The sequence below is a fragment of the Bacteroidales bacterium genome (assembly GCA_031276035.1).
GTDB lineage: Bacteria > Bacteroidota > Bacteroidia > Bacteroidales > BM520 > RGIG7150.
In genome coordinates this window covers 22,757-44,763 of the sequence record JAISNV010000019.1, presented here as the reverse complement: position 1 = coordinate 44,763, position 22,007 = coordinate 22,757, and the positions used below count along the sequence as shown (strand labels likewise).

At 32.3% G+C, this 22,007-nt stretch carries 24 protein-coding genes; 5 read left to right on the top strand and 19 right to left on the bottom strand.

The window, feature by feature from the left end:
• Positions 1 to 10: 10 nt before the first annotated feature.
• Positions 11 to 907, bottom strand: coding sequence for a DMT family transporter (locus LBP67_04285; GenBank protein MDR2084193.1), 897 nt, complete (start codon positions 905 to 907; stop codon positions 11 to 13).
• Positions 908 to 1,110: 203 nt separating this feature from the next.
• On the bottom strand, positions 1,111 to 2,310 hold the full coding sequence (locus tag LBP67_04280; protein ID MDR2084192.1) for an acyloxyacyl hydrolase: 1,200 nt from the start codon (positions 2,308 to 2,310) through the stop codon (positions 1,111 to 1,113).
• A 292-nt stretch (positions 2,311 to 2,602) separates the two neighbouring features.
• Here LBP67_04280 and LBP67_04275 point away from each other — a divergent pair, with 292 nt between their 5' ends.
• Entirely contained in the window at positions 2,603 to 3,142 is a 540-nt protein-coding gene (locus LBP67_04275) for a methylated-DNA--[protein]-cysteine S-methyltransferase (GenBank protein MDR2084191.1), read from the top strand.
• 243 nt (positions 3,143 to 3,385) lie between these two features.
• Here LBP67_04275 and LBP67_04270 read toward each other — a convergent pair whose 3' ends face one another.
• Positions 3,386 to 3,790 carry a hypothetical protein gene (locus tag LBP67_04270; protein ID MDR2084190.1) on the bottom strand — a complete coding sequence of 135 codons (405 nt, stop codon included), beginning with the start codon at positions 3,788 to 3,790 and terminating at the stop codon, positions 3,386 to 3,388.
• A gap of 223 nt (positions 3,791 to 4,013) precedes the next feature.
• On the opposite strand from LBP67_04270, the gene LBP67_04265 reads away from it, so the two are divergent.
• The 3 genes from LBP67_04265 (at position 4,014) to LBP67_04255 (ending at position 6,488) form a co-directional block, all read left to right on the top strand.
• Complete coding sequence (locus LBP67_04265; GenBank protein ID MDR2084189.1) at positions 4,014 to 4,697, top strand: response regulator transcription factor; 684 nt, start codon at positions 4,014 to 4,016, stop codon at positions 4,695 to 4,697.
• Between the two features lie 49 nt (positions 4,698 to 4,746).
• Entirely contained in the window at positions 4,747 to 5,055 is a 309-nt protein-coding gene (locus LBP67_04260; protein MDR2084188.1) for a four helix bundle protein, read from the top strand.
• A gap of 83 nt (positions 5,056 to 5,138) precedes the next feature.
• Complete coding sequence (locus LBP67_04255) at positions 5,139 to 6,488, top strand: HAMP domain-containing histidine kinase (GenBank protein ID MDR2084187.1); 1,350 nt, start codon at positions 5,139 to 5,141, stop codon at positions 6,486 to 6,488.
• 145 nt (positions 6,489 to 6,633) lie between these two features.
• Here the strand turns inward: LBP67_04255 and LBP67_04250 are convergent, their stop codons facing one another.
• From LBP67_04250 to LBP67_04220, 7 genes are all read right to left on the bottom strand, one after another.
• On the bottom strand, positions 6,634 to 7,485 hold the full coding sequence (locus LBP67_04250; GenBank protein ID MDR2084186.1) for a GNAT family N-acetyltransferase: 852 nt from the start codon (positions 7,483 to 7,485) through the stop codon (positions 6,634 to 6,636).
• A gap of 125 nt (positions 7,486 to 7,610) precedes the next feature.
• Complete coding sequence (locus LBP67_04245) at positions 7,611 to 8,195, bottom strand: hypothetical protein (GenBank protein MDR2084185.1); 585 nt, start codon at positions 8,193 to 8,195, stop codon at positions 7,611 to 7,613.
• A gap of 382 nt (positions 8,196 to 8,577) precedes the next feature.
• Entirely contained in the window at positions 8,578 to 9,300 is a 723-nt protein-coding gene (locus tag LBP67_04240) for a class I SAM-dependent methyltransferase (protein MDR2084184.1), read from the bottom strand.
• 90 nt (positions 9,301 to 9,390) lie between these two features.
• A complete protein-coding gene (locus tag LBP67_04235) occupies positions 9,391 to 9,999 on the bottom strand; it encodes a GrpB family protein (GenBank protein ID MDR2084183.1) in 609 nt (202 codons plus the stop codon).
• Positions 9,996 to 10,745 carry a GNAT family N-acetyltransferase gene (locus LBP67_04230; GenBank protein ID MDR2084182.1) on the bottom strand — a complete coding sequence of 250 codons (750 nt, stop codon included), beginning with the start codon at positions 10,743 to 10,745 and terminating at the stop codon, positions 9,996 to 9,998. The genes LBP67_04235 and LBP67_04230 overlap by 4 nt, the downstream gene beginning before the upstream one ends.
• Positions 10,746 to 10,897: 152 nt before the next feature.
• On the bottom strand, positions 10,898 to 11,209 hold the full coding sequence (locus LBP67_04225) for a DUF1905 domain-containing protein (GenBank protein MDR2084181.1): 312 nt from the start codon (positions 11,207 to 11,209) through the stop codon (positions 10,898 to 10,900).
• Positions 11,210 to 11,428: 219 nt separating this feature from the next.
• Entirely contained in the window at positions 11,429 to 13,042 is a 1,614-nt protein-coding gene (locus tag LBP67_04220) for a beta-lactamase family protein (protein MDR2084180.1), read from the bottom strand.
• A 58-nt stretch (positions 13,043 to 13,100) separates the two neighbouring features.
• Between LBP67_04220 and LBP67_04215 the strand changes: the two genes are divergently transcribed.
• Complete coding sequence (locus LBP67_04215; protein ID MDR2084179.1) at positions 13,101 to 13,286, top strand: hypothetical protein; 186 nt, start codon at positions 13,101 to 13,103, stop codon at positions 13,284 to 13,286.
• A 5-nt stretch (positions 13,287 to 13,291) separates the two neighbouring features.
• On the opposite strand, the gene LBP67_04210 is transcribed toward LBP67_04215, so the two are convergent.
• The 9 genes from LBP67_04210 to LBP67_04170 form a co-directional block, all read right to left on the bottom strand.
• Positions 13,292 to 14,176 (bottom strand): class I SAM-dependent methyltransferase, encoded by an 885-nt coding sequence (locus LBP67_04210; GenBank protein MDR2084178.1) that lies wholly within the window; start codon positions 14,174 to 14,176, stop codon positions 13,292 to 13,294.
• 141 nt (positions 14,177 to 14,317) lie between these two features.
• Positions 14,318 to 14,770, bottom strand: a complete 453-nt coding sequence (locus tag LBP67_04205; GenBank protein MDR2084177.1) for a GNAT family N-acetyltransferase — start codon at positions 14,768 to 14,770, stop codon at positions 14,318 to 14,320.
• A gap of 29 nt (positions 14,771 to 14,799) precedes the next feature.
• Entirely contained in the window at positions 14,800 to 15,873 is a 1,074-nt protein-coding gene (locus LBP67_04200; protein MDR2084176.1) for an alpha/beta hydrolase, read from the bottom strand.
• 172 nt (positions 15,874 to 16,045) lie between these two features.
• Positions 16,046 to 16,912, bottom strand: coding sequence for a hypothetical protein (locus LBP67_04195; GenBank protein ID MDR2084175.1), 867 nt, complete (start codon positions 16,910 to 16,912; stop codon positions 16,046 to 16,048).
• Positions 16,913 to 16,993: 81 nt separating this feature from the next.
• Complete coding sequence (locus LBP67_04190) at positions 16,994 to 18,211, bottom strand: C45 family peptidase (protein MDR2084174.1); 1,218 nt, start codon at positions 18,209 to 18,211, stop codon at positions 16,994 to 16,996.
• A 249-nt stretch (positions 18,212 to 18,460) separates the two neighbouring features.
• Positions 18,461 to 19,291 (bottom strand): hypothetical protein, encoded by an 831-nt coding sequence (locus LBP67_04185; protein ID MDR2084173.1) that lies wholly within the window; start codon positions 19,289 to 19,291, stop codon positions 18,461 to 18,463.
• Between the two features lie 195 nt (positions 19,292 to 19,486).
• Entirely contained in the window at positions 19,487 to 20,158 is a 672-nt protein-coding gene (locus tag LBP67_04180) for a hypothetical protein (GenBank protein MDR2084172.1), read from the bottom strand.
• Between the two features lie 80 nt (positions 20,159 to 20,238).
• Positions 20,239 to 21,063, bottom strand: a complete 825-nt coding sequence (gene nudC / locus LBP67_04175; GenBank protein ID MDR2084171.1) for an NAD(+) diphosphatase — start codon at positions 21,061 to 21,063, stop codon at positions 20,239 to 20,241.
• 179 nt (positions 21,064 to 21,242) lie between these two features.
• Positions 21,243 to 21,917: a DUF1963 domain-containing protein gene (locus LBP67_04170; GenBank protein MDR2084170.1), complete on the bottom strand. Its 675-nt coding sequence runs from the start codon at positions 21,915 to 21,917 to the stop codon at positions 21,243 to 21,245.
• Positions 21,918 to 22,007 lie beyond the last annotated feature (90 nt).

The window sequence follows — 22,007 nt, the reverse complement described above, 5'->3', positions numbered from 1 at the left end:
ATTTAACATCTTAACTCCTCTTAAATCTTTCAATAATAGTATTACTCGATACAATGAGTGTAACTGCAATCAAAATTAATAATGCTCCGATAGCTATCCTTATTGTTATCACTTCGTGAAATACAAATATACCGATAATGAGAGCAGTAACCGGTTCAAGAGCACCAAAAATTGCAGCATAAGTCGGGCCAATATTTTTGATAGAAATATTTATAAAAAGTAAAGATATTATTGTTGGAAACAGTGCAATGCCGATAATATTTACCCAGCTGTAAACATTTGGAGGAACAGGTTGTAATTCAGTTAAGAAATTAGTTCGTACCACAAAAACCATACTTCCGAAAAGTAAGGCCCAAAAGGTCAATTTACCCGGTGGCATTGTTCGTATCGAAGAGTGATCGACAGCTACAATATAAATAGCATAAAAAAGTGATGAAAGTGCTACTAAAATCAGTCCGGTAGTACTTAATACAGTTTCTCCGTTACCTTTGTAAAGAAGAGCGATTCCTATCATTGCTAAAACTATGCAAGAATATGTCAGCCAAGATGCTTTTTCCTTAAAAAACACAGCCATTATTACGGCAACCAATACCGGATATATAAACAGTATTGTGGAAGCAATACCTGCATCCATATAGAGAAAGCTTTGATATAGAAATAGCGAGGATAAGGCAAACATTATACCGAAAAGAAATAAAGGCAATATTTCTTTTCTCTTGATTTTTAATGATTCTCCTTTAATGAGAAGTATTATACCGAGAAGAACTACGCCTATTCCATAACGATAAAACAATACGGAGTCTGGAGTTAATCCTTCCGCATAAAGCGGTAAGGAGAAAAGCGGATTAGTTCCGTAAGCAATGGCAGCTATTATGCCGAACAAAATACCTTTTAATCTTGAATTCATATCTCTACAAAAAGTGTTTTAATAAAATAAAAACATTTACATTTAATAAACTTCTTATTTTCATTAACTTATAAAATGTTTTGATAAAATTTTAATTGAGTGCAAAGATAAGAAATGCAATCATATTCCAAAGCGTTACATTGTACTGAAATTAATCTGTCGCTATGTGAAAAAATCTTTTGTTGTTCTGATAAAATTATTTGTCAGAATTTGTAACCGATGGAAAATTCCAGATAATCGGCTGTACAGAATTTGTGAGCTTTGATGGAAATTCCCATGAAAACGGAATTAGTTGGAGGCAGGTAATATCGGAATCCGGCTCGCTGATAAAATTTTTCTTTTTTCTGTAATCCCAATTCACGATAAACATAATATCCGACGGCAACAAATAGGGATAAATTTTTATAATATACTTCCTGATTTATTGAAAGCCCAACAGATAAAGGATTATATTCCTGTCTGCTGGTGTTTATACCCGACAAAGCGGAATCCCATTCCTTTAGTTTATCGGTGTGGGAAGTATAGAATAAGTCAACACCTATTCCTGTCCCAAATTTGAGGGAATATCTATACATTATATCTGCAGACAGTGAAATAATAGGATATTTTTGAAAGTCCGTTTTCTTTTTCGCCGGGTCAGCTTCTTTTTCAGAATAAAGACTCCATTCCTCAATTGAACTTTGTATTCCGCTATGTAGCGCTAAATGGTAAATTAAATGTTTTCTGTATTTATCATTTTTGTGTATTTTCGTAAAATCTGACTGCTGTTTGTCTAAATAATAAGTTGCGGAAACTCCTGCCGAAAACATATTTATGCCTTTATTCGGCATCCCCGTACGACCATTTGAGATATGTCTGAAATCAGCGCTTAAACCAATTGCAAGCCGGTTGACAGGTTTGTATTTTACATTAAATCCAAAACCGATATATACCATCAAAGGAGAACTGATAAATATATTATCCGGATTTTTAATCGGATCATAAGGATTATTTGCATAAGCCAGACCGGCGTTTAATTTATAACCAAAACTTAAATGTTTATTGCGGATAAGATTTCTGTCGATAAAACCTGATAATACAAAGATTGTATTAATACGAGATTGGTTAGTTAAATGTACGCTACTAAAATCGGCAACAGTAAATCCTAATCCGAAAGTAGGATAATTGTATGCCGAAGCGAAACGACTACTATCGGAAGGTAGTGTATTATAATTTAACGACAAATCGTAAAAACGCACATCGTTGCTGAGCAAAACCTCTTTTATCTTGGAATCGAGCTTAGCCATTTTCCCAAAAGAGACTTGTCCTTCGATTGATAAATGTTTCTTGTCAAATTTTTGAGCTTGTGTTATCGTACAAATACAAAAACAACACAGTAATAAAAGAAATCTTACCTTACGCATAATTTTGCTGTGTTTTTTGTTTACATAAAATGAATTCTGCAAAGGAATTATAAAAATATGCATTTGTAAAGAGATAAATTAAGGTAGTGATTGGACTATTTCAGGTGTTGAACTTTTTTATTTTAAATTTTAATATGTTTAAATATAAATACATTTCTTAGATGAACTTTTATATATATATTTGCATTTTAATGATTAGAGTTACTCAAACTTTCAAAGTTTTAACAATTTCTGAAGTTTGAAAATTGTAAAATCTTATAATAATAATCAATAATTTATAAAAATTTTAGGTATGGAACAACCGGTTAAAATACAGTATTATAAATCTCCTTTCGGCGAATTGATAATAGGTTCTTATAATGAACAAATATGTTTATGTGATTGGAGGTATAGAAAGTCAAGAGCTGCTATTGATTCAAGAATACAAAAAAGTCTGAAAACCGAATATTCGGAAGAAAATTCGGTTGCCGTTCAAATGGCCGTTCATCAGCTGGAAGAGTATTTCGATAGAAAAAGAACTCAATTCGATATTCCTCTTTTGCTTATAGGAACAGAGTTTCAAAAAAGTGTATGGGATAAACTTTTGCAGATACCTTACGGAACTACTGAAACTTATTTGGAATTATCTAAACGGATTAACAATGTAAATGCGATTCGCGCAGTTGCTGCGGCTAATGGAGCTAATGCTATTTCAATTTTCATTCCTTGCCACCGGATTATTGGAAGCGATAGAAAGTTGGTCGGATATGCAGGCGGACTTCAAGCAAAAAAGAAACTTCTGGAATTGGAATCTCATTTGCAAACACCGCAACTGGATTTTGACTTTGAATAAATTGTTAATCGGTTTAATAACAGCAATGAGTATTAATTTTTATAAAATTAATATCGTGTCTTTGACTCGGCATCGCTTATTTTGAACAATAATAAACTCGTTGCTTTATCTATATCATTAAATAAAGTTTCTTCCTCCTGCTGAATTTTGTCAGAATAAATGAATTTATTTTTCTCTGTATTTTTAATTAGTAGAAGATCGCGATGTTTTCCGCATAAATCTTCAATACTTGCTATTTCTTCTTCAAATGATGAGCCGAAATTGGCATATTTTTATGAGTGTCGAAATGATTTCAAGCTTATGCAACGACACATCCAATTCGTTTTTGATAGTTAAATAATTCTTTTCATTCATAGCATCATCATCCTGTACCAGTGTATTTATCTTTCTTTGAAGTGTTTGAAATTCATTAATCCTGTTTTCTATCAAAACCTTTTTATCACGTTGCACTTGTAATCTGCGGTCAAGAACTTCAGGGATATAAACGGCAAGAAATACCGTAACCAAAAGTGTAGCCACATCAACAATATTTATTGTTTCTTCAAGAGGTACATTCGTATAATGACGTATGGCTACACCAATTATAATTCCTACACAAACCAGAAAAAAATAAAGAAAATACTTCAATAAACGATTCGAACTTTTCATATATGTTTGTTTTTGTTTTTAGTCAAACTGATGTATATCAATCTGCAAATTTAACAAAAGTTGACAAATAAAATCATATTAACATTAAAAATAACTAAGATGTAATTGAAAGACAACTTTATATCACTATCCTTAACTTCTCTAAGTGCTCTAACTTCTTTATTACCTAAATTGTTAATTCCCCGAAAAATAACTACCTTTGTAACTTAAAAATATCATTTACATGAATATCCTTTTAATAGAAGACAACAGACGTATCAGCGAATTTATTGTTAAAGGTTTGGAAGAAAGCGGTTTTTCAATTGTTTTAGCAGAAAATGGTTCGGTTGGAAGAGAGTTAATTACCGGAAAACAATGGGATGTAATTTTGCTGGATATTATGTTGCCGGATATTGATGGGATTGAATTATTACAATATATCCGCTATCGAAAAATACATACGCCGGTACTTGTATTGAGTGCTCTCGGAGAACCTGATGACAAGGTAAAAGCGTTGGACTACGGCGCTGATGATTATCTTGCCAAACCTTTTCATTTCAAAGAATTGATTTCCCGTATTAACGCCTTAACCCGGAGAGTAAAGCTTTCTTACGATACGCCTTCGAATATTTTGGAGTGTGATGACCTGAAGCTTTATATAGATCAATACAAGGTTGAACGAAACGGAAAAGAAATTAAATTAACATTTCAAGAATTCAAGTTACTACAATATCTGTTGGAACACAAGAACAAAGTTCTTTCCCGTACGCAAATATTGGATACTGTTTGGGGCTTAAATTACGATACCAATACAAATGTTGTGGACGTTTATATATCTTATCTAAGAAATAAAATTGATAATGAGTATGATAATAAACTTATCGAAACGATAAAGGGAGTGGGGTATATGATTAAGGGAGGAAGTTAGAAGAAATTTTGGAAGTAAAGACAGTTAGTTAGTGTAATAAAATACAAATATGGAATCGCAATCATTTAATGATTTGGTAATGTGGCGGAAAGAGCGCTCTTTTGTTTTACAAGGCAATAAATGTATTAAGAAATTTCCAGATTTTGAATTATGCGAATTAACTTCTCGGTTTCTAAAAGCAGTCGTATCAATCCCTGCTAATATTGTTGAAAGACATAAGAAAAAGGGAAAAATTAATAAATTACGATTCTTCAACATCGCACAAAGCAGTATTGAGGAATGCAATTACATAATTTTATCCAAGTACCTTGACTATATTAATGTGAATATAGAAATCCAGCTGAATTCACTTATATAAGTTGTATTCAGAATATTAAACATTCATTACAAAAAAATAATTAACAATACATAACTTCTTAATTTTTAAATTACTACCATCAAATGAAAGTACAAACCCGTCTCAGTTTATTCAGCTCAATAGTATTTGGGATTATCTTTATCATTATTGCAGTGCTAATCTATGGATTGTATTCCAATAATACTAAAAATGGAATTTATTCTGATTTGGAAAAAACTGCTCTGATTACCGCTTATTTTTATTTAGAAGAAGATGAATTGAATACGGAAGAATTTGAAAGTGTTAAGAAACAATTTAAAGAACTTGTGTTAAACACTTATTATCAGATATATAACGTTAATAATATTATTGTTTGGGGAGCCGAATTTCCCGTTATTTCAACAGATTTATTGGATAAAATACGTCAAAAACAAAAACTGGAATTTACTGATACAGATTATTTATGTTATGGTATCTTTTATGAAGATAATCAAGGAGATTTTGTTGTTATTACAAAAGAAAAACGGGCTCTATTAACCGGACAAATGCGGTCTTTACTTTGGATACTTGTTATTTTGTTCCTCATCGGAATAATTGCGATTGTCTTATTAAGTATGTGGATGGCATCTATAGCATACCGCCCCTTTAGCAAAGTAGTAAATCAGGTAAAAAATATTCCTGTTGGAGATGAAAGCTTACGTATAGAATCACCTGATACACATGATGAATTACAAAATTTAACGGAAACATTTAACGAGCTTTTGGAAAGAATTTCCGAAACAATGATTATACGCAAAAATTTTGTTCGCTATGTTACTCACGAATTTAAAACACCACTGACAGCAATGCTTGGTAATTTGGAAGTTTTTTCAATTAAGGACCGATCGCCCGATGAATACGATCAACTGGCTCAAAAATTAATTACCCAAATACATCAATTGGAAGAAATCTTAGATACGTTAATGGTTATATCGGATTTACGCAAAGATTCTCCAAGTATGTCTCCTATGCGTATTGATGAGTTGATTTGGGAAATAATTGCCAAACTCAGCGATAATTATCCGCAATCTAAAATAATGGTTTCCGTTGATATTAAAGTTGAAGACGAGGCAGTATTAAACATAAATGTTGATGCCATGCAACTTCTGATGGCTCTGTATAATTTATTGGAAAATGCAGTTAAATATTCGCAGGGAATTACAGTGGAAGCGCGACTTTATAAGCAGGGAGAATATCTCCATCTTTCCATTACCGATAAAGGAATCGGTATTCCTGCCGATCAACTTTCCCATGTCAGCAAACCATTTTACAGAGCCGATAATGCCAATCAAATGCAAGGTAGCGGCATCGGGTTGTCTATTGCTTTGCGTATTTTGGAGAAAAATAATATTGCTTATCAGATTGAATCTGAAGAAGGAAAGGGAACGAGAGTTGAACTGTTTTTCAAAAACTGAAATTTGTTTGTCGAGGAATAGAGTATATTCGAATTAGTTTAAGTTTGTTTGATGCTATTGTGGATATGATAAAATTATATTGATATTTATTGATTAGAATTATTGCTGAATTTTCAATAATCAATCTTGTAGTATGACAAACAGTTTATAGCTTTCTTATCATTTCGAATTGTTTACCCTTAATATTTATATTTTTAGCTTTCAGAAATTCAGTAATTGAATTACATGAAATATCCGTATTTAAAATTTTTACAGAGTTATATTTATTCAATTTGATTATTTCATGAATTAATATAGACGCAACTCCTTTCCTTCTATGTTGTTTATCCACAGCTAACTGGGTAATATCTCCCGAAATTGGTTCAAAAACACAATATCCGATAAGTTCATCTTCATTAAATACTCCCAGGCTAATAAAATCATCGATTGCTCTTTCAATTGATTCGAAACTATTCTGCCATGAAGGGTAGAAGTCCCAAAAACTTGTAATCGAATCGATTTTTCTAATATCTATTTGCTTGATTGAATAAGATTTGTCTGTATTTTTGATTTCATTACGGATTTCTTTATCGGATTGTGTAAAATAATTAAATTCACGGGTAACCTCAAAATTAAGCTTTCTATAAACGGAAACTGCTTTTGTATTATGTTGTAATACTTCCAGTATATATTGTTTTATATTTGCTTCTTTTAAATACGGAATAGAATATTCGAAAATTTTTGTAGCCAAGCCTTTTCCTCTATAGTCTTTGATTGTTCCGGTTCCTGTATCGTATGCTGTTGGTATTCCATTGAAATTTCCTATTCCATTACAAGTGAAAGCCACTATTTTATCTCCTTCAAATGCACCAAATGATAAAGCAGGATTAAAACCTCGTCTTTTAAACATAGCTTGAAGTTGTACTTTGTTTAATTGTAGTTCGTAATCAATGAATGCCGTATTGAATGCTTTAAATATCGCATCAAAATCTGTTTTATTGAGTGATTTTATTTCCATTTACTTTTTCGTTATTCTTATTTCCAAAATTTCCATCATTTTTTGTCTGCTTGTTCTCCGCGAGTTGAATTTTTACATGTTGAAGTGCCTGTTTCTTTGTTTTTCGGTGTTTTTACAAAGAGTTCTTATTTCTTCTCCTCTTCTGTTCTTAAGTCTTCATAGCCGTACCGACCAATTTCGTCTTGCTTACCTGTCAAAATAATTTTCTTCATTTCAAGACAGTAAATAACTTCTTCAATATATTTTTCAAGTTTCGGCGAAAAACTATCAAGTAATTCTTTTTGTTGTTCAATTGTTAATTCATCCCAAGTTTCGGCAGTTGAGTCGTTTATACTTGGCACTTGAACTGCCAGTCCGATTCCAATTCCAAGGTCTTGAAGAAAAGCATAACCTTTACAATATAAGTCGTAGAACTCCATTAAAATATATGGAAGCCGCTCGTTCTTTTTTTTCGCTTCATTCAGAAGTTCAAGCATTTTGTATGTTTCAAACTCACCGAGATCAATATGTTTTTTGAGTAATTCGCAAAGTTCATATTTCGCTCCGTTTTTCTTGAAATCTAATGAAATCAGGTCAAGGTAGTCGTCAGAGTCCAAATATCTTTCAAGCTCTTTGTTCGAATATAACCATTGTTCAAAATTATCAGTTGAAATGTCGCCTTTGATTGTCTTATAAAATTTTTCTTTTATGTCTTGTGGTAATGCCATCATTTAAATATTTATTAATAACGGTTGAGGGTTTGACGAAATGAAGTTATTCCGTTTAACACTTTTGCCGAAGCAGTAATGCAAATGTAAGTAAAAAGTTTTATATAAGATGTTTCCATTATCATTATGCGAAAACACTTGTTAGGCAATCATTTACTTATTGATTTCATATTTATCTTGTCATTGAAAAATATTTCAAATAAATTTTATTATAAATGAGAAATATGGTCATGAAATCAATAATTAATTGGCTTAAAACATTGTTATCTGTTTTTTCTTCATTTCTTTGACAGTTTTTATTTTAATTCAGATTTTAAATCTTTGATATCCGTTTTTGTTGCGATTTGTATAATTGCTGTATTTCAAAATTATTATATTCGATTATTTACTCCTTTTTAATTTCACAAAAAATAGTAGAATCATCCACTTCATAGATATCCGCATTAACATTGCATTTTGATGCTAAATTTAAAAAATCATTTTCTGAATAGGTTGTGGCCGTAAATCCGTCTTGGCATACAATAATACCGTTTTTTGTTTGTTCATAATCTATTTTTCCCAATAATTCTTCATCAGCCTGAATTTGAAACCAATGTAATCTGTCTTCCCAAATCTTATCCGAATAACTGGAAAATAAAACCGTTCCTCCTCTTTTTGTAACTCTTAATGCTTCAGTTAATAATAAATGCGGATCTTCTTTAAATGCGGAGATGCCATTTTGAATACAAATAGTAACATCAAACATACCGGCAGGAAAATCCAATTTTATTGCATTCATTTTGTAAAATTGAAGATTTTTAACATTGTTATACAGGTTGTTAGCCAACTCGATATTATCAGGTGAAATATCAATTCCTATAACTTTCTTACATTCTCCAATCAATTCGATAGCCACTCTTCCATATCCGCAACCTAAATCTAAGACAACATCATTTATTGAAAGTCTTTTTTTGATAAAATTTATTTCTTCTTTTAAGAGTTGTTGAATTCTTAATGGTGCAACTTCATAACATTTCTGCAGTTTGTTTGTATTCAGATTTTTAGAGTAATAATCCATCAGCTCATTAATTATATTTGTTGTTTCAATAATATATTCATTGCTTTGCATTATTGCTAACGTCTGGCAGTTTTTTCGATTGAATGAAATTATAGTAATTATCAAACCACTACAAAATTACGCTTGACGGCAAATGCTTTGTTAATTTTTGGCATTTAGTCGGTCGTTGTTATATTTTTTCTTTTGTTGTTCGGTGATTCTTTTGATAAATTCGGTTTTTCCATGTGTATAATCTTCGCGATTAAATTGATATTTTTCGGCTAAAGCATACTTCAATTCTGCGTACTTATCGCGTGCATCGGGATTTTGTCGCAAATAATCACGGAAAAGGATTTCATCCTGCGGTAAATTGTCTTTTTCGCGAATATGCACATGATAGGTTTGCGTACAGGTATAATTTTCATAGTATCCTTTCCCAAAAGTCATTTTATTTTCCTTTTCGGCATTATGCATATTTCGATACCCAATATTTTCCATCTTTTTAGTAATAGTCTGTTTTAACTCTTCACTTAGTTTTGATACTTCAACCAAAATATCAATCGTTGGTTTGGAGGCAAGTCCTTCAACCGAAGTGCTGCCGAAATGTTCGATATTAAGCGGTGCATCGTCTAAAAACACATTTTTTATCAATAACCTCTCTTGTTCAAAAAGCGTTTTCCAATCAGGATTGTAAGGTTCAATCCGAATAGGAAAAAGCCTACCGACTTGTTCTTCAGTTAAGTTATCGAAATTTATTTTCTCAGTTTTCATTTTTTGAGTATCCTCTTTAAGTAGGCGATCTCCAGCAAATTCACCGTCTCAAACTTTCCTTTATAGAACACTGCCCAGTTATTGAAAACACAAGGTAAGTCTTTGGCTTTTTGCAAAGTATCTACTTGAATTAAAGAAACAGGAACATCATTCATTTCACAGTATTGTTTTACCATCTCAATACTTTGATAGACATAAGGGCATTGCATATCATAATAAATTGTCAACTCTTTGTTTTCAATTTCTTGGATTTTAGCATTCTGTGCGAACTTTGGTTTTGTTCCGTCAAAAGAAATCGCAAGCAATTCATATTCATTACCAGTCGTGTCTACAATCTCGAATCCAAATTTCTTTGCAAATGATTGATCAGAAAGCCAAGATTTTTGTTTTTTTGCTCCGAGCATACAAATACCTGATTTACCCTTCTCTCTGGCATCAGACAAACAATATTCCATCAACGATTCGGCATACCCATTTCCTTTGTAACTACCCAAAACCCACAAGCAATAGATATAATAATAGTTCTCGCCTGTTATTGGAACCCAGGCTGTTTCAAGGGGAGCATATTCAATAAAAACGGTAGCCTTGGCATTTAACTTTCTAAAGACATGACCTTCTTTTAGTCGGTCGGAAAGCCATTTTCGTTTTGCTTCAACACCAGGATGAGGTTTCTTACTTCGGATAATGCAGCATAAATGCTCATCGGCAAGGTTTTCTGTTGTTAAGTTTATAAAATCATTATTCATTATGTCACGTTGTTATCGTTAATGACAGATTATGAAATACAAATGTAGTAAATTCAGGTGGGATATTTTTCTTTTTCGGCAAACTTTTCCTAAATGTTTAAACCCATTGCAGCACGGTTGGAAGCTTGCCGGCCGCATATTTACTATTTATTCTATATCCAAATAGTAATATCGACCTCCTTGTCGATTTCAATATTTTCTTTTTTTCTGATTTCTGCTTTAATGGGAAGTAGATAAGTTTCATGTTTTGTGTCAAACCAAATTGCGGTTTTCCATTCGGTGCTGCCAATTTTTGCAGTAGTCTTTAGACGTCCCCAACCTTCTTCCAAAAATTTCAGGTTTTCCCGTATTTCACTTGCCAATTCTTTCGGCAGACAAACTATGTGCCAGCCATTCATGCCGGCAGTGACCGAATAATGCCAAACTTTTGCGGAAAATTCGTATTGTATTCCTTTAATTTTCATTTTAATAAATCATTTTATATTCTCAATTCTCTTGAAACTTTGCCATGACTGAATACTTCGGAATATGGCATTGTTTTGTCCGCTCCACCAATACCAGTTTGTTTACATTTTTTTTGCAAATATAAGCATATTTTGTAGGCAGTATCTTATTTAGATAAGTCCTAAATCGAACTATTGTTTATTTTACTTTGCGAATTTAGACAAACAAGAAACTGTTTTTCAGTCTTTTCGTATGAAACTTAATATTCTATTGCCCTGTTTCACTACCAAAGTTTTGTTGTTCTGATTAAATTCTAAAATGATGCCTTCTTCAGCAAACTCGAATTTGTCTTTTTCTGTTGTTTCCAAAAGCATTAAAGAATTCCTTCCGGTCACATGGGCAAACAACTTATGATAAGCTTTGATGATGGTAATTTTTATGGTGATTTGTTCACTTAAATAAACGCCCAAATATTTATCCAGATCTTCGTTAGTTAGGGTTGTGTTAAATTCGGGATTTGAGACTCTTATAAGACTTACTGTTTGACCGCCTTGCATAAATATCATAGACCTGTTCACCGGATTAAATTCTAAAACAATTCCTTCATCTTCAAACACAAATTTGTTTTTTCCAACTGCTTTAAGGGGAACATAAGAGTCTGTCATTGCTCCAAACAATTGATTATTAATTCTGATTACGGTAATTTTCCCAGAAATTTGCTCGTTTGAATAAATACCTACGTATTGCTCCAACTCATCATCAGTTAAATTGTAAGCAAGGGAACCGAATTCAGGAATTTCAAACGACATGTTGTAAACAGTGCTCAATACAACGTAGGCAATATGATCTCTGTTATAATTCAATCCATTGGCAGTAAGAGCAAACGAGACTTTACTATCGGGAAAGTGAACGAATATTGAACTGAAAGCATCTATATTACCAGAATGTCCGAAACCAGTCCGGTTGCCAAAAGGTATTTGCATGAGCCCCATTCCATAGCCGTCTTTAATAGTTTCCATTTGCTGCAGACTATGGTCTGAAATCAATTTTCCGTTGAACAGGGCATCGCTGAACAGAACCAAATCAACAGCATTGGAAGCGATACCCACTGCACCCAACAATACAGACAAGTCAATTTCAGGTTCACTTTCCCAGCTATATTCGTTATTTCCGTGTTCTATTTCCCAAACGTATTTATATGATTTACATGCATCATTATTGACATTATTCACGCAATAAGTGTTTTTCAAACCTGTAGGTTTAGTGATTTTTTCTTCAAGTATTTCGGGAAAAGATTTCTGATAAATTTTTTCAAGGATATACGACAGCAAAATGAAGTTCACATTGCCGTATCTTGCTTTGGTGCCGGGCTCAAAGTCAGTTTGTGCGTTAGTTATCCTTTCAAGTGTTTCCTGTGTTGTTTCTGGTTGATTAGTGTAATCTGTATATGAATTGTCGTCAAATATTCCGCTCCTATGGTAAAGCAAGTGTGAGATGGTTATCTTTTCGGCATTATTAATTTCAGGAAAGAATTTATCAATTGTTTGATCGGGATTTAATATGCCTTCATCAATAGCAATGAAAATCAGCACTGCCGTAAATGTTTTAGATATGGATGCGATTTTATATTTTGTATCTTCATTTGCTTTTAACCCCTTTTCAATGTCGGAAAATCCGACAGATTTCGTATATATCAGTTCTCCATTATGCGATACGGCAACGCTTCCCATAAATTTATCGTTTTTTGCAAGCGTATCAAAGTAAGCATCTAATTTTGTTTTGTCAATATTTTGGGAATATCCTTCAAATCCTATTAAACATGCTATTAATGATAAAATTAATACTTTTCTCATATCCGGTTTATTTTATTTAAATTTTATTTCAATTATATGTTTTCAAAACCTATCGGGCTTGTATTGTCGTCAGGTAGCTTACACTTTAGACAACAAAGATAAGAAATATTCGTCAACATTGCAGGAGGTTGAACCCACTTGCGCAAAACGAGCGGTATCAGTGGGGTGGACGGACGAAATCAATACTAACTGTCAAACTGCGACTAAACTTAAGCCTGACGTAAAACCGTTTATCGCGTGTTAGTGTTTTTACTTTAATCGTTTTATTATTGTTGTTTTAAATGATAAATCTTCAATATCACGTTTCGTAATCAAAAAATTCCTTTTATCCAGGTATTTTTCTACGAATGGTAAATCCGGAGCATAATGGAAACTTCCACCGATTTTTAACGATTTCAAAATATCCATATACTTATTTGCATATTCAATAAAACTTCCTTCTTCCCGTAAATGATTGTGAATAAAATGATTCGAAAACCCTAAGTTACTGACAATTGTACCCCATTTCTCAATTCCATAATCAAATTCGAGCCAATCCGCCTTTTCAATATATGGTAAATTACTTGAAAATCTCTCTATTCCATATACTTCGAACTCATTTTTGCGTAAGTCACTTATCAAATTCCCTGTTTTTCCGCAACCAATATCCAAAATAGGCTCCCGTAAGTAAGCAAAATCTAATTGAAGAATCTTTTTTTGCATGATTGCACTATATTCCGAACACACAACAGATTCAATAACTGATTCTTTTTCTTGATATATCTCTCGTGAAAATGGATTTGTATTTTCTAACCAAATTTTCAAATTCTCGTAATGATTTTGAGATATTATATCAATAGGATAGTCATTTTTTACTAAGCTCTGATATAAATTCCAATAAATTGTTTTTAAATCGGATTTATCCTTTTTTTGAAATGAAAAATACTGATTTATGCGACAAAATTCCTGCAGCACTTTTTCTGTGGTGTAGTCAATCAATAAACTTAAATTATTTGGAGTTATTTCGCCTAAATTAAGAATCGCGTTAAGTTTTGATTCCGTAAATTTCATTGTTTCATTTATTTCTTTATGAAACAGATTTTTACTTTGATTAAACTCAATCGGTAAATCAATATATTCTGTCAAATCGTTCATAGTTTTACTCTTTCAGCTAAATAACACAACTTACGACAATTTGGTGTTCGGGCAGCACAAATTCTGTAAAAACAGTCAGGGTGTGATAAAACCTTATCTGATGTATATCGTTTGCTAGCCAGCAAATTATTTGTCATTATTTCATCGTTTAGATACAATTACTTTTAAATAAATCATATCTCTCAATTGTTTTCCGTTTTCAAACATTTCATGATCGCAATTATCTATGAAAAAGTCTTTTACAGTATGAGAATAAACAAATCCGAACTTTTTGTAAAATGATAATATTTTATCGTCGTCGCCTGTGCCTACTAATAGCGTATCACATTTATCTTTATAATTTTCAATTACATATTTTATCATTGAACTTCCGTATCCTTTCCCTTGTTCTTTTTCGTAAGTTGCAATATTTTTGATTTCGAAAGTGTTTTCGTCTTCCTGTGTTACAACACAAACAGTTTTTAAATCGGTGTCATATAATGCAAATAATTCACCTCTTTCTAAGTATTTGTTAATCATACTTTCCTGTTCATCGCCCAATAGCAGCAAGTCCATAAAACGTTCTTTATCCTTAATTATCTTTTTAATTTCCATATATTTATATTATTTGCATGTGATCTTATTTATTTCTTTACATTAATATTATCAAGAAATTCAATCATAATTTTATTAAATTCTTTTGGTTTTTCATCGTGAGAATTATGGCCCGAATTAATTTTCATAAGTTTGTTTGATACAATGAGTTCATGTGCTTTTTGCGCGTCTGTGCCGTCCATTGCACCGAGAAGTATTCCGTCATCATTATAACTCCAATTTGTATGAATTAAGACCGAAGGACATTTTATTTTTGACAAAACTTCGGTTTGATCAAAATTTTTAAACCATGAGCAATCATAAAATGTATCTCCGAAATGCAAATCATATTTTCCCGAAAGCAAGTCAAAGGTTTTATTCATAGCAGGAGGAAGATAGAATATCCGCAAATTTTTTTCAGGATTCTTATTGATATAGTTAAAAGCATATTTCTTAATATTTGTCCAAGAAGCGCCAAAAAAAGTCTGCATGTAACAATTTTCGAGATAGAAGCGCGTATAATTTGTTTCTTTTGTCTGATTAAGAAACTTATGAATTACCTGAAATTGGTCGAGCCATGCAAATGTTTTCTGACAACGTTGCGGTTCCGTCGCAAAAAACGGAGCATCTTCAATTACAATTCCGATTACATTTTGAGGAGAATTAGAAGCTAACCAAGCGGTTAGCAGTCCTCCTGATGAATGACCCGAAACAATAGCGGGCTGACCTATCACGTTTTCGATGAACCAGATAAAATCTTTGCACATTTTTTCCGCCGTATATTTTTTTCTGTTTTTACTTGATTTTCCGTGTCCGTGACAATCTATCGCAAAAACATGATAATGCTTAGTTAATTCGGGAAGTACTTTTACATAATTTTTCCAATAGGTTGATTGACCGTGTATCAATAAAAGCGGAATGCCATTATTTGCTCCTTCGCCATAGTTTAAAATTGTTCCGTCATCTAATGTAACTTGTTTTTCAATAAAACCGGCTTTGGATAGTATTTTATCTGTGTTTTTATCATAATTCATGTTCCTATAAAAATATACACATAGAAAAATACCAAGTATAATAACTATACTTAGTATGATAAGCAAAATGATTTTAATTTTTTTCTTCATAAACTATCTATTTTTTCATGGGTTACGGTATTTTTTGTTTATATATATTATTCTTGCAAAATTTTCTAATAATGCCAATTCGAGTTTTTACCTCCTGAAGTCAAATTGGTTGTTATTTGTTGGCGTAATTTATGTGTCAAGTTTCTATATTCTCATTGTAATAAGCATTTTATTATTCTTTGTCCCTCTCATTTGCTCGTTGTAATATTTTATTCTTTACCTTTGAATTGATTAATACTTTTACCCAATATGTTAAAATAGCATCATATCCATATTTCATTTTATCACTATCGGCCAAAACAATCAGTGAGGTAGCAATTTTGCTATTATGTTTTACTTTCCATTCCTTTATATTATCAAAATATGCATTTTTCGATCCAATTGTTCTTCCATTACTACCAGTTACAAATAGTATCTTTTTATTGTTAAAATCAAATTCCATTAATTGAATAGGAACACTTAAATATTCATTCAAAAAAATTGCTTCTGCTTCTGTCAATGCAGGATTGTTGTCAATACCGCAATTTTCAGGGTTTGGCCCAAAATTTACGGTGTGCTTATCATATATCATTTTTTTTTGAATGGGTATTGCTTTCAGTTTTTCAATAGGTATGATGTTATTTCCACTGTAAGTCTCTAGCCAATTACAGATTAGAGGTAAATCAGAAACTTTTGTAAATTCTAAATTTTCTAAAATTAACACTTCATTTTTTAGATATAGCATAAAAGGTAATAATAATTCGCTTTCTCGTTTTTTGGACGGCACATTCGGTTCTAAATCCAAAGCGTCTATCAAGTAAATGCTATCTCCTTTTAATTCAATGTCGTATATAAAAGAACGAACAGCACAGCGCCCGCTTCCATTAAGTTGATAAATGGCTTTTTTCAAACCATTCAAAGATTCGTAAAAAACAATTTGTTCTGTTGGGAAGTGTTTCGTTCCCCATGTTTTTTCTTTTATCAATTCCCAAGTACAACCAAAAACAGAAATACTTGTTATTATCGTAAAAATTATTCCAAAAAATATTTTTTTCTTCATATATTATCTTTTTTGTTATTGTACTTTCGAACAAATGATGCTAAACCGATTGTTGCATGCAATTCGTTGCTTATCATCAGTTTAGTTAAAAATATCAAACAGTTTCCAATATGCAAACAGTCCGATTAGAATAATGTAAGCAAAGTTATTTATTGCGAGCAACCATTTAGCAAAACCGCTCCACTTTTTTTGTTTAAAGATTTTTACCGTAATAATCAGCAATGGAATTATCGCAACAAGCAACACGAACGGCAAATAAGAAGTTAGCGAAACAACAAAGGAGATTCCGTTATTATAAGGTGAAGGGAAATAAAAAATCCCTTCATTTCTGAGAAGTACATAAGTATATACACACATTGCAATACTTAATGCAGATATTCCAAGTTTCAGATATTTGTAATTTGTGTTTGATGCCCAGAAATTTATTAGAAAAAATAATGCAGAGAAAAAGAATAACAGGCCACAAGCAACGATGAAAATAAAAATAACTTTATTGTTTTGAGGTGTTTTGTAGTCAAGAAATTTTTGATAGTTCTTATTGCCGGGAAATAATTCAGTAAAGTTGTATGAATGGTCGCCTTTTGCCAGTTCTTCTTTTAGGTTAAAAGTTACACGCTTGCTGAAATCGTGAAAAAAGTAAAGATAAATCAGGCCTTCATCAAGGTCGTAGATGTTTGTGTAGAGTGTGCCATCCCCGACTTTTGCTCTGTTCACGCTCATTGTATCAGATAAAGCCGTGCAAAAAGAAAGGCTTGTGTCTAACTTTTTATTATTCAAAAACGTAATGCCTTTTCGATAGCGTTCCAATTTTATTGTGCTAAAATCTTTGGTATCGCAAATGCTGAAGTTTGCCAAAACAAATTTATCGTCATTTCCAAAAGTCATTTTACTGGCTTCCACAACCAAATATTTACCTGTTTTGTCCACAAACAAGAGCATACCACCATTAAAAATCGGACTTCCGTTAAGAATGTGTAAATTTAATTCTTCAAGGAATGTATACACTTCATCTACCGTTTTGCACTGTTGCATTATGGTTTTTATATGTGTGTAGGAAAAATCTTTTTTATTCGGGTCTTTTTCGTGAATGTTGGCTTTGTGTTGCATTGTAAATGCATCAAATGCAAGTCCGTATTCATTCATTGCCCCATCGGGACGCGGTTGTTTACGAGCATAACCTACACACACAACACCAAATTTTCCATTTATCCCTTGTTCAAACCAAATTCTTGCATCTCGTCCCCAACTGTCTTCGTTGTTGCCAACCATTGTTTTTCCATTGGCTGTTACTTTATACATACTGCACGGAAACGCTGTATCAACACACAAAACAGTTATCATTGTCAATATTAGTATTTTCAGAAAGTTGGTTTTTCTCACTTTGTTTTAACGCTTCTTTTTTTAATTAATTGTTGTTTTTGAGCGGTGGCGTATCATAAAATCGCATGCAACGTCCGGCTGGCTTGGAGTGGTGCGGAATAACACTCCGCTGCTTGTTATGCACTGGTTTTTGTATCATTTGGTTGTTATAACATTTTAATCTCATGTTTAGTCAAAGTATTTATTAGGCTTTAAATAAAGAAAATCTGTTTTGTAATCGACAATAAGATTAAATCTTTTTATAAATTCCAACCCAAAACATCCGTCTCCTTCTTTAAACATTAACATTGGGTCTTCTAACTTACCATTCATTTCAATATACGATGTAACCAATTCGATATTGTGAATGTAGTATTTTCCCAGTTTTAAAGAGTTGATATTCCAAAATTGAACTTTGTTTTTTTGTGTAGGAGTGTGTATATTACCTGTCACATGCTTTTCTGTTTTTGCTATTTGTTTTGCAAAAGATTGATTACATTGTAATTCTGTTCCATTAAGTCCTAAATCAAATTGAATAAATCCATTTATAGCCTCTTTATTGTTGTTATAAAATGTAATATCGACAAATTTCGAATGGCCATTACTTCTATCCATCGGTGAATGCATCGGAATCTTTTCGTACAGGGAATCAACCGAGAGCGAATCCATAAAAGATATATTTTGGGTTTCAAAATCCACAACAGTTATTTTTGAAATAAAAGCTTCCGCACCAATTATTCCATTCAAATCGGGAATACCCAAATCTCTGCAGTTTTTCACACGAAATTCTATAATAATAAACTTATGCTCTCCAATGTAAACAGGTATTTCTCCATAATAGACCTGAAACTTAAAATAATCGTATGAATTATCTTTTTTGAGAATAAATTTTGATGTATCAAATTTCGAATAGAAAAATGTACTGTCTAATAAAGATATTCCCATACCATTGTCTAAAGCAAATTCACCATGAATAGAATCGCACATTGTCGCTTCTAATGATATACATCCATTATTCATATTGAATACAGTTTGATTATTTTTTTTCGATTACTGAAATGTTGCTTTTATTTTGCTGATTACAAGAATATAAGCAAAAAAGTAGTAAAATTATTGTGTTTATTTTCATGGAATTGTTTTTCAATGGAAATTTTTTTAGTCTCTCACATAATGCCAAACCGCTTCGTTGTACGCTGGGATTCACAATTTTTCATTTTACCGATTTTTTTGTTGTTTTTTCTCCTCTTTAATAACTTCACTTATATTTACCTTAGCATTTCTTAATACATAAACGAAAATTGTATCTTCCTTTGCATATTGATTTATTCTTGTGTCGGCTAAATAAACGGTATCAAAAAGCGAAGCTTCTTTTGTTATATTTCTATTTCTGTCATAAGGCGATTTTATAATAATGGCATCAATAAAATTTTTATCAGTATTATTTTGTATGGCAGTCTGTTCAATCGAATCGGGTGTCTTAAATTCAAATTTAAATCTAAAAGGAGCATTATCAGGATTAGTAATAACAAGTTCTCCGGTAGTTGCAGAAGTGAACCAAGTGGAACAAATCTCTATGACAGGGGAAGATTCTATAAGTTCAGCGACAATAAATTTGTCTGTTTTTTTGTCGTATCCGTAAAGCTGTTTCACTGAATTAATAATCTTGTCGTTTGCAATGACCTGACTATTACATACTAATCCTGTCCCAAACTCAATATTTTCGCTAATTAATATTGTGTCATTACCCAATTCGCATTTCCAACGACCAACAAACTTTTTCATCAAGTCAACTTGGTTAAGGTTATTATCAGTCGTTTGCGCTTGTAATTCAAAAGTGCTGATTAAAATAAGTCCAGCAATAAATATTGTTTTATAAAATTTCTTCATTTAATCAAATGTTATATTTATCTACATATCTGTATTTTTCAACATAACCGCAAACATTGGCGATTGCGTATCAAAAAAACTCAAATTTCTCGAAAACGGAAACTCTCAATCATATCCCAAGTAAGACTAAAACGGGAGTCAAATGCGGGTAACTCTTCTCTTGAAAACCATTTGGCCTCGGTCAGTTCGTTTCCATCTAAAAAAGGTTCATCACTTCCTTCAACTTCCGCAAAGAAACCTATTAATACAGATTCGGAAAATGCCCAAGGCTGACTTTTATAGTAACGTATGTTTTTAACAGTCAGTCCGACTTCTTCCTTTACTTCACGCTTTACAGTATCTTCTAATGTTTCTCCCACTTCCATAAACCCTGAGATAAGACCATAGTTTTTATAGGCGGTATTAGTATTTTTGGCTAAAAGCAGCTTTTCGCCATTTGTAACTGCAACAATAAGCACAGGGTTTATTTTGGGATAAACCACCGAGTTGCATTTCGGACAGTGTAAAGCTCTTTCGTTTTCTTTCGGTAGCATACGATGCGTACACCTGCCGCAAAATTGATTATTCTGATACCAACGAGTAAGGTGCATTGCAATAGCACTTCCAAAACACAACCAATTAGGTTGTCTATTAGTTAGTGAGCGTATATCCTGATACTTGAACTTTTCTGTTTCTTTCAGCCGTTCCAATGAAAGAAAACATCTGTGTCCGTCAATTTCAAATAGATAAACGAGTTGGTTGGAATCATGATATTGAAATATGTCAGATATTGTAGGGAAATGAAAATTTTCATTTTGACAAATCAATACTTGATTATCATTACATGAAATCAGATAGTCGTGATTCTGTGGCTTCCAGTCTCGGTAGCTTATATTAAAATTGTGAGGAGCTATATCTTGAAACATAATACTTTGTTAATGAATATATTCAATTGTTTTTATTGTTTTTTTATTGTTTCAAGTTTCAAAGATAACGCAATTCGTCGGGATTTTATTTTCGGTAGGGCGATGATGTTTCTGGTTATGCACACATTACTACCAAGCTGCTTATTGTGTTGCAATTTTTTAGTGAAGTATAGGTGTTTTCAACAAGATTCTAAACGAAATCCTATTTTTTTACTTTTAGGTTCGTAAAATATATAGGCAACACCACAATCATGCCACGTTACACCAATATCAAATGAATCTATTTGTAGCAATAGATAATATTCATCAAACTCATTTGTGCCAAACTGAAGCCAATGCGGGGAACCACCTAATCTGCTGTCAATTTCATTGCCGTATAGTGATGTCGGTTTAAATTCGAACTCACGGTAACGAACGCCGTTAAGCCCTTTGGGATTTTCGATAAATACAAAGTTTTCAGGATTTAGTTCCTCATACACTATTATCTCCCAGCCATCATCTGAAGTCTCGGTTGGCAGATTGTCCATATCTAAAAAGAACTGTACAAGTTTTATATTTTGCGGCATTGCAATATTACCATCATTAAATATTTGTAAAACAAAATCTAACTTTTTCCCTTTTTTTGTTTTAGGCCATAAACCATAGTCCCATTCTTCGATTTTTTCAAAATAAGGCTGACCGCCAACATGGGATTCAAATTGTGTATTCTCTATCGGTTTAGAGCTTGGGGTTGCAATAATTTTTGTGGCTCCGTTAACTAAATGGCTTAGCGAAGACTTATTCTGATTAATGAGTTGATTCTGTAATCTTCTTTGTTCATTTTGTTTTTTGTTTTCTTTAGAATGCTTTTTCATATTATTTTTTGATTTTCTGAAAATTATACTGAGGTACTTTCACCCATGATGTCGCTAAAATTGCACACACAGTCATCGGATTAGCGTAGG